This is a genomic window from Thermococcus nautili, assembly GCF_000585495.1.
GTDB classification, from domain to species: domain Archaea; phylum Methanobacteriota_B; class Thermococci; order Thermococcales; family Thermococcaceae; genus Thermococcus; species Thermococcus nautili.
In genome coordinates, this window is record NZ_CP007264.1 from 1,139,830 (window position 1) to 1,153,414 (window position 13,585).

At 53.8% G+C, this 13,585-nt stretch carries 15 protein-coding genes and 1 pseudogene; 9 read left to right on the forward strand and 7 right to left on the reverse strand.

What is annotated here, in order from left to right:
• The first annotated feature begins 117 nt into the window (after nt 1-117).
• The 8 genes and pseudogenes from BD01_RS06280 (at nt 118) to BD01_RS06315 (ending at nt 8,490) form a co-directional block, all read left to right on the forward strand.
• Nucleotides 118-1,674 carry a DUF4932 domain-containing protein gene (locus tag BD01_RS06280; protein ID WP_042691056.1) on the forward strand — a complete coding sequence of 519 codons (1,557 nt, stop codon included), beginning with the start codon at nt 118-120 and terminating at the stop codon, nt 1,672-1,674.
• A gap of 69 nt (nt 1,675-1,743) precedes the next feature.
• Nucleotides 1,744-3,142, forward strand: a pseudogene (locus BD01_RS06285) (L-aspartate oxidase).
• Between the two features lie 46 nt (nt 3,143-3,188).
• Nucleotides 3,189-3,389: an antitoxin family protein gene (locus tag BD01_RS06290; RefSeq protein WP_042691058.1), complete on the forward strand. Its 201-nt coding sequence runs from the start codon at nt 3,189-3,191 to the stop codon at nt 3,387-3,389.
• A complete protein-coding gene (locus BD01_RS11180; RefSeq protein ID WP_042691060.1) occupies nt 3,373-3,846 on the forward strand; it encodes a type II toxin-antitoxin system VapC family toxin in 474 nt (157 codons plus the stop codon). Before BD01_RS06290 ends, BD01_RS11180 begins: the two co-directional genes overlap by 17 nt.
• Before the next feature lie 59 nt (nt 3,847-3,905).
• The gene (gene nadA, locus BD01_RS06300; RefSeq protein ID WP_042691061.1) at nt 3,906-4,814 is read left to right on the forward strand and encodes a quinolinate synthase NadA; all 909 of its coding nucleotides are present in this window, start codon (nt 3,906-3,908) and stop codon (nt 4,812-4,814) included.
• A gap of 118 nt (nt 4,815-4,932) precedes the next feature.
• Nucleotides 4,933-6,201 (forward strand): ATP-binding protein, encoded by a 1,269-nt coding sequence (locus BD01_RS06305; protein ID WP_245599209.1) that lies wholly within the window; start codon nt 4,933-4,935, stop codon nt 6,199-6,201.
• Nucleotides 6,198-7,034 carry a carboxylating nicotinate-nucleotide diphosphorylase gene (gene nadC, locus BD01_RS06310; protein WP_042693214.1) on the forward strand — a complete coding sequence of 279 codons (837 nt, stop codon included), beginning with the start codon at nt 6,198-6,200 and terminating at the stop codon, nt 7,032-7,034. The genes BD01_RS06305 and nadC overlap by 4 nt, the downstream gene beginning before the upstream one ends.
• Nucleotides 7,035-7,176: 142 nt before the next feature.
• The gene (locus tag BD01_RS06315) at nt 7,177-8,490 is read left to right on the forward strand and encodes an RNA-guided endonuclease InsQ/TnpB family protein (protein WP_042691063.1); all 1,314 of its coding nucleotides are present in this window, start codon (nt 7,177-7,179) and stop codon (nt 8,488-8,490) included.
• 16 nt (nt 8,491-8,506) lie between these two features.
• Here BD01_RS06315 and BD01_RS06320 read toward each other — a convergent pair whose 3' ends face one another.
• The 6 genes from BD01_RS06320 to BD01_RS06345 all read right to left on the reverse strand — a co-directional run bounded on the left by BD01_RS06320 (nt 8,507) and on the right by BD01_RS06345 (nt 11,600).
• On the reverse strand, nt 8,507-8,776 hold the full coding sequence (locus BD01_RS06320; protein ID WP_245599210.1) for a hypothetical protein: 270 nt from the start codon (nt 8,774-8,776) through the stop codon (nt 8,507-8,509).
• Nucleotides 8,777-8,801: 25 nt separating this feature from the next.
• Nucleotides 8,802-9,422 carry a CPBP family intramembrane glutamic endopeptidase gene (locus tag BD01_RS06325; RefSeq protein WP_042691064.1) on the reverse strand — a complete coding sequence of 207 codons (621 nt, stop codon included), beginning with the start codon at nt 9,420-9,422 and terminating at the stop codon, nt 8,802-8,804.
• Complete coding sequence (locus BD01_RS06330; RefSeq protein WP_042691065.1) at nt 9,415-9,711, reverse strand: transcriptional regulator; 297 nt, start codon at nt 9,709-9,711, stop codon at nt 9,415-9,417. The genes BD01_RS06325 and BD01_RS06330 overlap by 8 nt, the downstream gene beginning before the upstream one ends.
• Nucleotide 9,712: 1 nt before the next feature.
• The gene (locus tag BD01_RS06335; protein WP_042691068.1) at nt 9,713-10,294 is read right to left on the reverse strand and encodes a hypothetical protein; all 582 of its coding nucleotides are present in this window, start codon (nt 10,292-10,294) and stop codon (nt 9,713-9,715) included.
• A 62-nt stretch (nt 10,295-10,356) separates the two neighbouring features.
• The gene (locus tag BD01_RS06340; RefSeq protein ID WP_042691069.1) at nt 10,357-10,551 is read right to left on the reverse strand and encodes a TIGR04140 family protein; all 195 of its coding nucleotides are present in this window, start codon (nt 10,549-10,551) and stop codon (nt 10,357-10,359) included.
• Between the two features lie 71 nt (nt 10,552-10,622).
• Nucleotides 10,623-11,600 (reverse strand): TIGR00269 family protein, encoded by a 978-nt coding sequence (locus BD01_RS06345; protein ID WP_042691070.1) that lies wholly within the window; start codon nt 11,598-11,600, stop codon nt 10,623-10,625.
• 59 nt (nt 11,601-11,659) lie between these two features.
• Here BD01_RS06345 and BD01_RS06350 point away from each other — a divergent pair, with 59 nt between their 5' ends.
• Nucleotides 11,660-12,406 (forward strand): hypothetical protein, encoded by a 747-nt coding sequence (locus BD01_RS06350; RefSeq protein ID WP_042691072.1) that lies wholly within the window; start codon nt 11,660-11,662, stop codon nt 12,404-12,406.
• On the opposite strand, the gene BD01_RS06355 is transcribed toward BD01_RS06350, so the two are convergent.
• On the reverse strand, nt 12,390-13,550 hold the full coding sequence (locus BD01_RS06355; RefSeq protein ID WP_042691073.1) for a site-2 protease family protein: 1,161 nt from the start codon (nt 13,548-13,550) through the stop codon (nt 12,390-12,392). The genes BD01_RS06350 and BD01_RS06355 overlap by 17 nt on opposite strands.
• Between the last annotated feature and the right edge of the window lie 35 nt (nt 13,551-13,585).

Consider the following 13,585-nt stretch of genomic DNA (forward strand, 5'->3'; position numbering starts at 1 on the left):
GGGTGGAGGTGTTTCCTTGTACTTTCACTCGTTCTGGTGCTCTCTCAATTTCAGTTTGTTTCCTTACCTGGAGTTTTGTCTTCGGAGGAGAGTTCCCAGAGTTCCAGCGGATGCTATGTGGCCCCCTCCATTGAAATCAACCCCAATCTTGAGCTCTTCGCCGTCCTTTACATTCTCGCCTTCAACGGAAGCGATTACTTTATAACGGCGCCAAAAGACTATATCAACGATGTTTTGACGTATTTCGCGCCTTACAGGGACGACCCGGCCGTTGAGTACATCCGCGAGGTCTTCAACAGCTCCCTGCCACTCTATGCTAGAGATAACAAAATCGCGGAATTCAGTAGCAGACTGGCCCTGATGGGTTACCTACCTAACGAGACCAACCTTGGTGAACTGGAACTGCTGGCGAATTTTGCCCGAAAAAGCGATTTCATGGCCTTCTACAGCGCCCATCGGAGTGAGTATGAGGAGATAACCCGCCCTCTGGTGGGATACCTTGAACGTGCCCCAGAGGAATACGAAAGGCTCTTTGGCCACACCTACGAATCCTTCAAGGTTGAGGCCTCGTATTCGCTTCACATACATCCTCACGTCGTCTTTGAGAACGGGACGGTGTACTACGTTGGAGGGCTATACTACAGGAACAACGTCGTGATGCTTTCGTATGTCGTGGCGATACTCCACGAGTTCACCCATCCGTTTGTTCGAGAATTTCTCGACCGGAACTTCAGAACCTTCGAGAACATGAGCTACTACCTCCAGGAAGTGCGGAACGAACTTCCAACCACCACGACCTACGACCCGGCTCACTACGGTTCCTTTTACACGTACCTCAACGAGCTCTTCACCGAGAGCATTGCGGAGTACATTGCCCTGAGGTGTGGGGTGCCAAGGGATTACGTTCTTTTTAGGGCTAAGGCAATGTCGGCCATGTTCCTGCCCTTCTGGAACCTGTTTGATGAGTACAGAAAGGCGGAGGAGCTCAATGAGACCCTCTACCAGTATGCACCAACTCTGGCCCGGCGCATGGGTGGGTGGGCAACTCCCGAGAACGTGAGCGCATTTTACAGGAAGGTTGCTCCCGTTGTGGAGCCCAGCGTACTGGACAGGGCAAGTTACCTGGGAAAGCTTGTCATCGTCTACGGGACGCAGAACCCCGACGAGAGCGGGAACGAGTACGACAGGGAGACGGCTTACTCCCTCGCCGACCGCCTCAGGGAAACCTACATGAGGCTCTACGGTGGGGCCCATTCAATCGTGGTCAAGGCGGACGGAAATTTGACCGATGGGGATTTGAGGGGCAACCTTATACTCATCGGCGGTCCCGTTGCCAACGCCATAACCGCCCGGCTCAACGAAAACCTGCCCGTGCGCTTCGCCTTCAACGGCTCCTGGGTGCTGGAGAGGAACCCGAACGCGGTGGAGAACTTCACGGCCTTTCGGGTAACCGAGAACAACATAAGCGTAATCCCACCCAACTCGTCAGTTCCTTTGGGGGTCTTTGGAGTTATTGAGACGATTCGGAACCCCTGGAACTCGAAAGAATACGTACTCATTATTGCGGGTCTCGACCGCTACGGAACCAGGGAGATGACCAAGTGGATACAATGGCAAAGCTATATGATTAGAGGGGAAACTTATTGGGAAGTTGGGTTCTACTCGATGGGCTGAGCTTGGCCGTTCCTCCGAGAATCAGAAAACCGTTTAAGCACCTCTCCTCTTCTTTCCCCGGGTGGTGGGATGAAAATTGGAATCGTTGGCGATGGAATAGCCGGTCTGACCTCGGCCATAGCGCTCGCCAAGAGGGGTTTTGAGGTCACTCTCATCGGCCCCGGAATAAAGCGAAGCAACTCCTACCTCGCTCAGGCCGGGATAGCCTTTCCGGTTCTCGAAGGCGATTCGCTTGAAGCTCATGTTCTCGATACAATCAAAGCCGGAAAGTATATCAACGACCGCGAGGTCGTTTGGAACGTAATCTCGAAGGGGAGCGAGGCCTACGACTTCCTGCTCTCCCTCGGCCTGAAGTTCGAGGCGAGCGAGACTGAAGGTGGCCACTCGTTCGGCAGGGTCTTCACGATTAGGAACGAGACCGGCAAGCACATCACAAAGCTCCTCCACCTCCGCGCTAGGGAGCTTGGTGTCCATTTCGTCAGAGGAAAGGCAGATGAGCTCGTGATAAAGAGGGGAAAGGCCTACGGCGTCTTCGTCGAGGGTGAGTTCCTCCGCTTCGACGCGACTGTTATAGCTTCCGGCGGTTTCTCGGGGCTCTTCAAGTTTACAACGGGCTCCCCGGAGAACACCGGCCTTCTCATCGGCGACGCGCTCATGAAAGGCGTCCCCGCTCGCGATTTGGAGTTCGTCCAGTTCCACCCAACCGGGTACATCGGAAAGAACGGCGTCTTCCTGATAAGCGAGGCCGTTAGGGGAGCCGGTGCTAAGCTCGTAACGGACGAGGGAGAGCGCTTCGTGAACGAATTGGCGACGAGAGACATCGTGGCGAGGGCAATCTACCGCCAGATGCAAACTGGAAAGAAAGTTTTCCTCGACGCGACCGGGATAGAGAACTTCAAGAAGCGCTTCCCGCAGATATACGCTTTCCTGCGGAGGGACGGGATAGACCCCTCTAAGGACCCAATACCCGTCTCACCGATAGCCCACTACACGATGGGGGGAATAGCGGTTGACCTCTGGTATAGAACGCCCGTGAGGAACCTCTACGCGATAGGCGAGGCCATGAGCAACGGCTTCCACGGGGCAAACAGATTAGCGAGCAACTCCCTCCTCGAGTGCCTCGTTTCCGGCCTTGAAGTTGCGAGGACGATAGCGAGGGAAAGGCCGAGGTGCAGGGAAGTTAAGGAGCCGGCATATCACGGCTACGAGCCCGGGGACGTTGACGCGCTGAGGGAACTGCTCTGGAATCGCGCCGGAATCGTCAGGAGCGCGAAAACCCTCAGGGATGGCCTCAGGGAACTTGAGGGAATCGAGGCCGACCCGAGGCTGAAACTGCTCGCGAGGGGGCGTTCTCGAGTGTGCACTCGCGAGGGAAGAAAGCAGGGGAAGCCACTACCGCGAGGACTTTCCGGCTATGAGAAAGGCCTTCGAGAGGCCGAGCTTTTTCGATGGGAAGTGCAGGCTCTGACCATTCACCTTTTAAATTCTCAAGTCGAAGTTTCGATGGTGAGAAAATGCCTAAGGTGATTGAGGCCGTTTATGAGAACGGTGTTATAAAGCCCCTCAAACCCCTCTCGCTTCCATCAAAGCGAATAGTGATTTACATTGAAGAGAAAAGGTTCTCTGAGCTTATTGATGAGCTGGAGCTTGAGGCTAAGGAGAACGTTGATGAAACCATTGATTCTGTGAGGGGTAGAGATGAGGGTGATTCTTGACACCAGTGTCTTGGCAAAAGCTCTGTTACTCCCTCGGAAAGGTCTGCCTGAGGATATTTATCAAAGAGAGCTGGAAACACACAGAAAGGCAAAACTCGTTGTTAAACTGTGCGATAATCACAAGGTCTCTCTTCCAAGAGCCGGGCTTGTGGAAATTGCCAGCGTGCTCAGGAGAAACGGCCACAGAGACGTCATTCCTCAAGTTGTTGAATCCCTTTCGATTTCTTACTCAGTAATTGGAGAAGATGAGATTTTTGAGGAAGCCCTCGATGTTGCCTCCCTTACTGGAGCTTCTGGATTCGATACATACTTCATTGCACTTGCAAAGCTAATGGGTGGCCTTCTGATAACCGATGACGTTAAGATGGCAAGACACGCGGAAAGCATTGGGGTCACCCCACTGCTCCTGAGGGAGACCACAGAAGAACATCTCAGGGATGTCCTGAGTCCCCCATAACCAAAGGTGTCCAAAAACCCTTTTAATTCCCCTCTTCTACCCCCGCTGAGGGGTGGGAAATGGACAAGGAGAAGCTGATTGCCGAGATTGAGAGGCTTAAGGAGGAGCGCAACGCGATAATCATGGCCCACAACTACCAGCTCCCCGAGGTTCAGGACGTAGCGGATTTCCTTGGGGACAGCCTTGAGCTCGCGAGGAAGGCCATAAACGTTGATGCCGACGTCATAGTCTTCGCGGGCGTTGACTTCATGGCCGAGACCGCTAAAATCCTCAACCCCGAAAAGACCGTTCTCCTGCCCGAGAGAAGGGCCACCTGCGCGATGGCCAACATGCTCAAGGTCGAGCACATACTTGAAGCTAAGAGGCAGTATCCTAACGCTCCCGTCGTCCTCTACGTGAACACAACCGCCGAGGCGAAGGCCTACGCCGACGTAACCGTCACCTCGGCCAACGCTGTCAAAATCGTCGAAAAGCTCGATTCCGACGTCGTCATCTTCGGCCCGGACAAGAACTTAGGAAGCTACGTCGCGAGGATGACGGGCAAGAAGGTAATTCCAGTCCCTCCCAACGGCCACTGCTACGTCCACAGGAAGTTCACCGTCGAAGACGTCGAGCGCGCGAGGAAGCTTCACCCAAACGCCAAGCTCATGGTTCACCCCGAGTGCGAGCCAGCTGTGCAGGAGAGGGCCGACATAATCGTCTCCACCGGCGGAATGATACGGCACGCGCCGGAGTGGAGCGAGTGGGTCGTCTTCACCGAGAGGGAGATGGTTTACAGGCTGAGCAAGCTCTACCCGAATATAAAGTTCTATCCCGCGAGGGAGGACGCCGTCTGCGTTGGAATGAAGGCGATAACGCTCCAGAGCGTTTACGAGTCGCTCAGGGACATGAAATACCGCGTGGAAGTGCCAGATGAGATAGCCGAGAAGGCCAGGAAGGCCATCGAGAAAATGCTTGAGATGAGCTGAGGTGTTAAGTTGAGAGTGCAAGATTCCTGGATTTTTGTTAAGTTGAGAGGGAAACTTTTTAAGGATTTTTACCTTTTCATTTAACATGAGCCGTGAGGAAGTCATAGCCCAGGTAGTGATGGACTATCTCAATCTCAGCGTCGATGGCATCGAACGTGAACTCAATGTCCCCGATGACCTGGCGGTGAACAAGGCAGTAACTATAATCGGGCCGAGGAGGGCCGGAAAGACATTCTACATCCTACAGAAGTTCTCCAGGCTGAGGAGTGAAGGTAAGGCGGCCATTTTCTTCCCCCTCGACGACGACAGGATATATCCGCCGCGCCTTGATGACCTCTCGACCCTTGTAAAGGTCTTCTACGAGCTCTTTCCCGATGCCGAGGAGAAGTATCTCTTCCTCGATGAGGTTCAGGAGGTTGAAAACTGGGAGCTCTTCGTCAAGAGAGCCCTTGAGAGGGACGGCTTCAGGGTCTATCTGACGGGTTCTTCTTCAAAGCTCCTGAGCAGGGAAATCGCAACGGCACTGCGGGGAAGAACGCTTACCTTTGAGATGTTTCCATTCTCCTTCCGTGAGTTCCTGAGGGCAAAGGGCTTTAACCCGGGCAGATACCTCTCCACGAGAGACGAGGCAAGGATAAAGGCCTTTCTGAGGGAGTACCTTGAGTTTGGTGGCTTTCCCGAGGTCGTTCTGCTCGATGACCCCTTCCTAAAGAGGAAGACCCTATCTGAGTACATTGACGTGATGCTCTACCGCGACGTGGTCGAGAGGCACAACGTGAAGAATCTGAAGGCAATTCGACTGTTTTTGAAGCTCCTCATGGCATCCTTTGCCAAGGAGTTTTCGGTAAACAAAACGGCCAGATACATGAAGGGAATGGGGGTCGAGGTGAGCAGAAACACCCTCTACAGCTACTTCGAGTACTTTAAAGAGGCCTATCTCGTTTTCCCGCTCAGGAAGTTCTCCCACAACCTTAGGGAGATTGAGAAGAGCATCCCAAAGGTTTACATCATTGACTCCGGTTTGATAAACGCTTACTCCCCCCGTTCGGGAGGGAGCATCGGTAGACTTATGGAGAACGCCGTTTTCCTTGAACTCAGGAGGCGGGAGAGGGAGCTTTACTACTTCAAGGACGAGCGGGGCAGGGAAGTTGATTTTGTCGTGGTTGAGGACGGCATTGTTTCCGGGCTGATACAGGTGAGCTATTCCATTGACGAACCCGAAACGTTTGAGCGGGAGGTTTCGGCGCTTATGAGCGCCTCTGAGAAGCTCGACTGTGACAGCCTAACGATAATAAACTGGGAGCGAGACGATACCATCGAGGTGGAGGGGAAGAAGGTTCGGCTCTTGCCCCTTTGGAAGTTCCTGCTGGGAGGTGAATGGGAATGATGCTGGTTTCATACCTGCTCAGATTTCTTGAGGAAGATGCCCCCTTTGGAGACGTCACGAGCGAGGCTGTGATTCCTGAGGGAACCAGAGCCAAAGCGGTAATCATCGCAAAGCAGAACGGCGTTATAGCGGGCGTTGAAGAAGCTAAAGCCCTCTTCGAGCACTTTGGCGTCAAGGTTTCGGTCAGAAAACGCGACGGCGAGGACGTGAGGAGGGGAGACGTAATCCTCGAGCTTGAGGGAGACGCGAGGGCCATTCTGCTCGTCGAGAGGACAGCGTTAAACGTCATGGGCAGGATGAGCGGTATCGCGACCGAGGTCAGGCGGCTCGTCGAGAAAGTTAAGGCGGTAAACCCGAAGGTCCGTGTAGCCGGCACGAGGAAGAGCCTTCTCAGGCCGATAGACAAGAGGGCCATTCTCATCGGCGGTGGAGAACCTCACCGCTTCTCGCTGAGCGACGCGATACTCATCAAGGACAACCATCTGGCTTTAGTCCCCCTGGAAGAAGCAATAAGGCGCGCTAAAGCCTTCAGCGTTTACAAGGTCGTGGAGGTCGAGGTCGAGAGCCTTGAAGATGCTCTCAAAGCGGCAAGGGCCGGGGCGGACGTGATAATGCTCGACAACATGAGCCCCGAGGAGATAGCGGAGACGATTGAGGCTCTAAAGCGCGAAGGCCTGCGCGATAGGGTGAAAATCGAGGTCTCTGGGGGCATAACGCCGGAGAACATTGAGGAGTATGCAGGGCTCGACATCGACGTCATAAGCCTCGGCTACCTCACCCACTCGGTTAAGAACTTCGACGTGAGCCTTGAGGTTCTGTCAAAACTTGAGTGAACCTTTTCGGCTTTTCGTGCCATTTTTTGAACATTTTTAAAAGCCTCGCCCTTTAGGGTGAGGATGCTGTAAACCACCCGACAAGCCATAAAGCAGGAAAGCAACACTCTTTTAAAGCCCAAACTCCATACCATACTTTGAAATGAAGAGAACAGTAACAGTAAAACTTCAACCATCAAAAGAACAAGCAAAAATCCTCCACCAGTTAGCTGACCTTGGAGTAAAAGTCTGGAACAGGGTAAACTACCTGAGAAGGCAACAATTCTTCAAAGAGCAAATCGTGGACTTTAATTCAACCGAGAAGACTATTTACAGAGAATTCAAGCGGGAAATCGGTTCTGCAACCATCCAACAAATCTGTCGTAAAAATGCGGAAGCTTGGCGAAGCTTCTTTTCGCTCCTCCGGAAGAATAGGAACGGGGAACTCCCTAACTGGCTCAAACCAAAACCACCAAACTACCTGAGAGAAGACGGGAAGAGAAAACCCTTAATCATTCTCAGAAACGACCAGTACAAGATTGAAGGAAACAAGCTCATTCTAAAAGGCCTTGGGAAGTTCAGACGCCTCGAAATTCAATTCAAGGGCAGAATACACTTGAAGGGTAAGCAAGGGCGGTTGGAAATAACCTTTGACCCCATAAAGCGAAAATGGTATGCTCACGTGAGCCTCACCGTTGAGGAAAAACTTGAGGACGAGGAATGGGTTAGTGTTCCAAGGCAACCTAAAGGAAGCCTCTCAGCAGGAATTGACTTGGGCGTGAACAATCTCATGGCCGTTTATGTGGAGAACGGACAAAGCTTTCTGGTCAATGGAAGACCGCTTAAAAGCATTGACTTCTACTGGCGGAGAAAAATCGCTGAGTATCAGTCAAAACTCAACAAGTCTGGGGCTAAAACGAGTAGGAAACTCAAGAAAATGCATGAGAAGGCCAAACTTCAGGCTAAACACTACATCAACACGGCGGTGAGGCAAACGGTTAAGAAGCTCTATGATTTAGGCGTTTCTAAGATTGTCGTCGGCTATCCGAAAGGAATAGCGAGGAATTCTGATAGAGGCAAGAGGCAGAATTTTCTCCTTTCCCACGTTTGGCGGTTCAATACGGTTATCAAACGCCTTACAAAGGTTGCTGAGGAGTATGGTATTCGTGTTGTGATTGTTGGTGAGGCCTTCACTTCGAAAACCTGCCCTGTTTGCGGGAAGCCTCATGAGGGGGCAAGGTTTGTTAGGGGATTATTTAAGTGTCCCGCAATGGGGCTTGTTTTTAACGCGGATTTAGTTGGAGCGTTTAACATTTTGAAGAAGGTTGTGGAAACCATAACCCCGAATCTGAGCGGGCTTTACGCTCAGAGGAGGGGTAATTGGCCGAAGGCCCGGCCAGAGGGGTTCGAAGAACCCGTTCCAACGGGTTCCTTAATGAGAACCCCTCAAACCTCCCCGCCGTTGGCGAGGGGTTGAGCTGAACCCTCGCCCTTCAGAACGGGGAGGAGGTCAGCCTTCCAAGCCTTTTGAGGCTCTTCCAGATTTTTCCGGTGAAAAGCATCGCCAACATGAAGCCCGCCGGCCAGTAAACGAGGTTGAACTTCCAGCTTGGGTTTAGAAGGCCGATTATCACGTAGTACAGGAGCATTATCGATGACCACACCGCAAAGTTCATGGCCCCGTATATTTTCCCCGCGGCTATGAGTCTGCCCTCCACGCGCTCAAGGACACTTTTGAGTTCTTTAACATCCTCCATTCTCACCACCGGTAGGTTATTCGCGCTTAATCTATTTATAACGTGGAGTTTTTCTGAGCTTCAGAACGGTTAAACCGGCAAAGTTCGCTGAGGAGTGCAGGATGAAGGCCGGAACCAGTCCACCGAGCGCGAAGAAGTAGCCCGCCAGAGAGCCGATGACGAAGGCTCCAAGCACGGTATAGGCCCTTTCTCCTTTGCTCCCCTCGACGGCCATCCAGTGGGGCAGGGCGAAGAGAAAAGCGGAAAACAGGATAGCGCTCCAGAGGTGGCCGTGGCTGAGTAAGTAACCTTCCACGAGACCCCTGTTGAAGACCTCCTCACCAAGCGGGGCGAGCAGTAAGAGAAGGGCGAATCTTCCGATGCCCTCAGGCAGAAACTCCGGAACTCCAGCGTCCCTCTGGGACAGGTTCAAGACGAGCGAAACTCCGAATCCGAGGAGAAAAGCAGGGAAAACGAAACTCCATCCCTGGAAGAGACCGAATTTCCCGGGCCCGCCCATGAGCCATATTGCCGCCGTGGAAATCAGGAGCATTGAGACCTGCATAACTGAGCCGGCCCTCTGCGGGTTTCTTTTCGCTGTGATGGAAGCCAGCATGGAGGAGGGCACGAAAACGGAGAGCCAGAGAAGGAGTGCGAGGAAGAACTCAACCATCCCCAACCGCCTCCCTCAGGACTCTGAGGACTTCGCTCAGCTCCTCAACTCCCTCTTCCGTCAGCTCGACGAACTTCCTCGGCCTCTTCCCGAATCCGTAGTACGTCCTTACAATCCCGGCATCTTCTAGGGCCTTTAGATGGAACTCAAGGTTCCCCGCGGTGAGGTTCAGCGCCTTTCTCAGGCCAGCGAAGGTCGCCCTCTCCCTCGACAGCAGGTAAAGGGCTATCGCCAGCCTCGTGGGGTTGCCGAGCGGTGACTTTGAGAGCTTCGCGAGTTCTTCAATCATCTCACTCCCTCATCGCCTTCCTGAGCACCAGGTAAGCGCCGAGTGCGAACGCCAGCGACAGTACGAGCGTCGCGTATGCGCCCTTAGTAATTGAAACCCTCCCGTACGGAACGCTGAGGAGCAGAATCGTTGCTCCAACAATGGCCTTGTCCCAACCCCCCCGAAGGAAGGCGTAGTCAACGACCGCTAGGGCGAGCATTCCTGAACCTATCGCAAGGAGTGAGGAGAGCCAGACGTCCTCGACAAGAACGCCGGCAATCACAATCACGACCGGCCAGATGAGAGCTTGGGCGAGTAGGTACCTGCGGTTGAGTGGCGTTTTTCTCCCGAGGGCCTTTTCTATCCCCCTTACCTTCTTAGATGCCTTCAGCTCCTCGAAGACGAAGAGCAGTATCGCGAGGGCCGAGAAGATAACCACGAGGGAATTCGCGGACGCCCCCGTGCATGCTGAGAGTATTGATGAAGTCAGATAGACGACCGGGAACGCCACTGCCCAGTAGAGGTAGACTATCGAGTTGTAGGCTTTCCTCGCGAAGTTGAGCTCCCTCTCGATGGCCTTTAGAGCTTCACTGAGTTCCTCCATGCTCCCACCGAGAAAAGTTTGAGTGAACCTTTAAATACCCGCCCGGAAGTTTGGGGCGCAAACTAACCGCCGGCCCTCGCCAGGCGGAGCTTCCCCATGAAGCGCTCGATTTCCGAGGGAGGGCCTTCCAGGAGAACCCGGCTAAGGGTTATCCCGTTCCTCTCGAAGGTTTCGAGGAGGATTAAGCTGACCCCTGCCCCGCTTTTTCGCCTTATCTCCTCCAGCTCCTCAAAGGGAACGGCCGTCTCGATAATCAAGGAGGAACCTCCACTGAAGTTTGACAAGTTGTTCAGTATACTAAACAAGTCTTTATAAATAGCTGTTCAGTTTACTCAACCCTGAACGTCAGTCCCCTTTCCCTCGCCTTCCTCTCGACCTGAAGGCGGAACTGACAGGCCTTGCATATCTCGCCCGTCGTCGGCTGGCCGCATATCTTACAGCGGTTCAGCTCGCTGGTCTTCTTCGTGTATGTCTTCGCTATAAGCGGGAAGAGCTTGTCGTAGCTCCTGAGTATCTGGTACTTCGTTCCCGGGTGCCTCTCCTCCATCTCGTTGAGCCAGTCGCGGATTTCCGCTCTGAAGGCCTCGACCGCGTAGGGGCACTCGCTCAAATCGACCTCTATGTTGTTCAGAACCGCGTAGAGGACTATCTCCTTCTCGGGAATCTCGCGGAGGGGCTTTATCCTCGGGACGAGCTCCGGGTGAATTTCCTCGTAGTAGGGGCCCGTTCTTCCCAGTCTCGCTATATCGCCCCGGAGGATGTTCATTATGAACATCTGCACCTCGTCGTCGAGGTTGTGGCCGACGGCCAGCTTGTCCGCCCCGACGTCCTTGGCCGCGTAGTTGAGGAGCCAGCGTCTCCAGACACCGCAGTAGGAGCAGGCACCGACGCGCTCGCCCCTCTCAAAGCTCCCCATTATCTCAACCGTCTCGTCGAGGGTGAATCCGATGTATTCCTTGAAGGAATAAACGCGGTGCTCTATTCCGAGCTTCTTCGCGTTCCTCTTCGCTATCTCAACGCTTGGAGGTCGGTAACCGGCTATGCCTTCGTCAATCGTTATCGCGACCAGCTCGAAGGGGAACTTCTCCCGGAGTTTAGCCAGGAGATGCATCAGAACTACGCTGTCCTTTCCTCCGGAAACCCCAACCGCTATCCTCTCGCCCTTCTCGATGAGGCGGTACTTCTTCACGGTCTCCTTGAACTTCTTCTCGACCATCTCGTTGAAGTGCTTGTGGCAGTAGTATCTTCCCGTGTAGCGCGCGTGGTAGACCGCTGGACGACCGCACTTGGAGCAGACCGCTGGCATGGGTTGCCCTAAGAAAAGGCTTTTAAAAAGGTTGGGTGCCCATTCAATTGGGAATGGTTATGGGGTATAAGGTTTTTAGGACTGGTGTTGGTGCCCTTGACGAGATGCTCGGTGGGGGTATAATCGAGGACGGAATTCTTCTCGTTGTCTACAACACGGGTTCTTATGGCTGGGCGCTTGGAGTGGAGGTTTTCAAAGCCTTCCTCTCTAGGGGCTGGTACGGGGTTGTAACGGATTACTCCCTGCCATACAGCATCCTTAGAAAGTACGCGACGGCCGTTCGCTTTGCCCTTCAGACCCTTGGCAGGGAAGACCGCCTGGCCGTCGTTGACGTCTTTGGCTCCGTTAACGGTATCCAGCCGAGGGAGCCCTTTGTCTATACGTTGGGGAGGGTTGATGGGAGCACATTCCTTCCGAAGATTCTTGCAATCTACAAGAAGCTGATTGAGGGAAGGCCGAGGAGAATAGGCCTCGCCGTTACGATGGACGGTTTTGTTGAAGTCTTCGGCGAGGACACCGGAATGAGGATTCTGAAGAAGAACATGGCCCTGAAAGAGAGCTATCCCCGCTCAGAGGGGGAGGAGGTTCTCAACGTTTTCCTCATAAACAGGGACAGAGTCTCCCCGAGGTTCCTCTCGTGGCTCTCACAGTACGCGGAGCACATAGTCGAGCTCAGACCAACCGAGAGACCCGGCGTTGAGAACATGCACGTTGTTAAGTCCCTGCTCCCGGACTTTGAGCCCTCAACCGGAATCTTCAGGTTCAAAAAGGGAAGGGTGGAAATCCGGCCTACTTCGCGAGATTGAGTATCGCCGGCAGGACGTTCAGGGCCAGAAGGAACAGGCCGATTCCTATCGTTGCGTACCGTATAGGCTTGGCAACCCGCTCTGGTAAGTACTCCTTTATCACGTCGTCGAGCATTCTTCCTCCGTCCAGCGGAACCAGCGGAAAGAGGTTCATGAGGCCTATTCCTATGTTGAGGAGGTAAATCCAGTAGAGGGAGAAGAACAGCGGCAGGATTATTCCGTCGTGCCCCACCTTGGAGGTAACGTGCTGGTTTGGACGTATCCCTATGAAGCCCTTTCCAGGGTTGTCCGGGTTTTCCGCGAGGGTTAGCTTAAGGTTCAGCTCCTTTCCATCCCTCAGAACCGTGAGCGCTATGGTTTCGCCGGGCTTCGTCTTGTTCATTAGGGCTATGAACTCGTCCATGGTTTTGACGCTCTGGCCGTTTATCGCGATTATTACATCTCCCTTGTGGAGAACTCCGTCGGCGGGGGCGCCTTTTATGACATCCCCTACCTCTATGCCGTTCGGCACGAGAAGGGGAGTTATCGCGTAGCTCAGAATGAGCGCCGTAATGATTGCCGTCACGACGTTCGCCATTGAGCCGGCTCCGTAAACACGGAGCCTAGAGCGTAAGGGGGCCTTCGATAGCTTTTCCTCGTCGGGCTCGACGAAGGCACCGGGAATCACCGCGAGGAGAACCAGACCAACGGACTTCAGCGGGAGCTTTTCAGCCCTCGCGACCACACCGTGGCTGAGCTCGTGGACGACCATGACGACGGCAAGGCCTATCAGTCCGTACCAGAGGGGAATCGTTACGCCAGGGATGACGAGCTGAACTCCGGAGGGGCTCTTCTTCGTCTGGAGGGTTTTCAGCGCGGTCATGAAGAGCGCGTAGAAGACGTAGGCCATGCCCATGTAACCGAGGGCAATTCCAATGTCGCCGTAAACTTTCCAGAAACGCCTATTAACTCTGGAAAGCCGGTCTATAAAGCCGAGGAGTCTCTTGGTTCTCCACATAGCCACGAGGAAGTCAACGCTCAGCCCCTCTTCCTTCTCCACCGGCTCTCCCGTTTCGGGGTCTATCTCTTTCTTCCCGAACAGGGAGTATAGAACGAGCCAGAACGCAGTGAGTGCGACTACTACGATGACCGCGGTGCTCACCATGGTTCAACACCCTTTTTCCGCTGGGCTAACTTCAT

Excerpts from the sequence above, each read along its gene's own strand:
- BD01_RS06290 (WP_042691058.1), top strand. The coding sequence starts at position 3,189 with ATGCCTAAGGTGATTGAGGCCGTTTATGAGAACGGTGTTATAAAGCCC.
- BD01_RS11180 (WP_042691060.1), top strand. The coding sequence starts at position 3,373 with ATGAGGGTGATTCTTGACACCAGTGTCTTGGCAAAAGCTCTGTTACTC.
- nadA (WP_042691061.1), top strand. The coding sequence starts at position 3,906 with ATGGACAAGGAGAAGCTGATTGCCGAGATTGAGAGGCTTAAGGAGGAG.
- BD01_RS06305 (WP_245599209.1), top strand. The coding sequence starts at position 4,933 with ATGGACTATCTCAATCTCAGCGTCGATGGCATCGAACGTGAACTCAAT.
- nadC (WP_042693214.1), top strand. The coding sequence starts at position 6,198 with ATGATGCTGGTTTCATACCTGCTCAGATTTCTTGAGGAAGATGCCCCC.
- BD01_RS06315 (WP_042691063.1), top strand. The coding sequence starts at position 7,177 with ATGAAGAGAACAGTAACAGTAAAACTTCAACCATCAAAAGAACAAGCA.
- BD01_RS06325 (WP_042691064.1), bottom strand. The coding sequence starts at position 9,422 with ATGGTTGAGTTCTTCCTCGCACTCCTTCTCTGGCTCTCCGTTTTCGTG.
- BD01_RS06330 (WP_042691065.1), bottom strand. The coding sequence starts at position 9,711 with ATGATTGAAGAACTCGCGAAGCTCTCAAAGTCACCGCTCGGCAACCCC.
- BD01_RS06335 (WP_042691068.1), bottom strand. The coding sequence starts at position 10,294 with ATGGAGGAACTCAGTGAAGCTCTAAAGGCCATCGAGAGGGAGCTCAAC.
- BD01_RS06345 (WP_042691070.1), bottom strand. The coding sequence starts at position 11,600 with ATGCCAGCGGTCTGCTCCAAGTGCGGTCGTCCAGCGGTCTACCACGCG.
- BD01_RS06350 (WP_042691072.1), top strand. The coding sequence starts at position 11,660 with ATGGGGTATAAGGTTTTTAGGACTGGTGTTGGTGCCCTTGACGAGATG.
- BD01_RS06355 (WP_042691073.1), bottom strand. The coding sequence starts at position 13,550 with ATGGTGAGCACCGCGGTCATCGTAGTAGTCGCACTCACTGCGTTCTGG.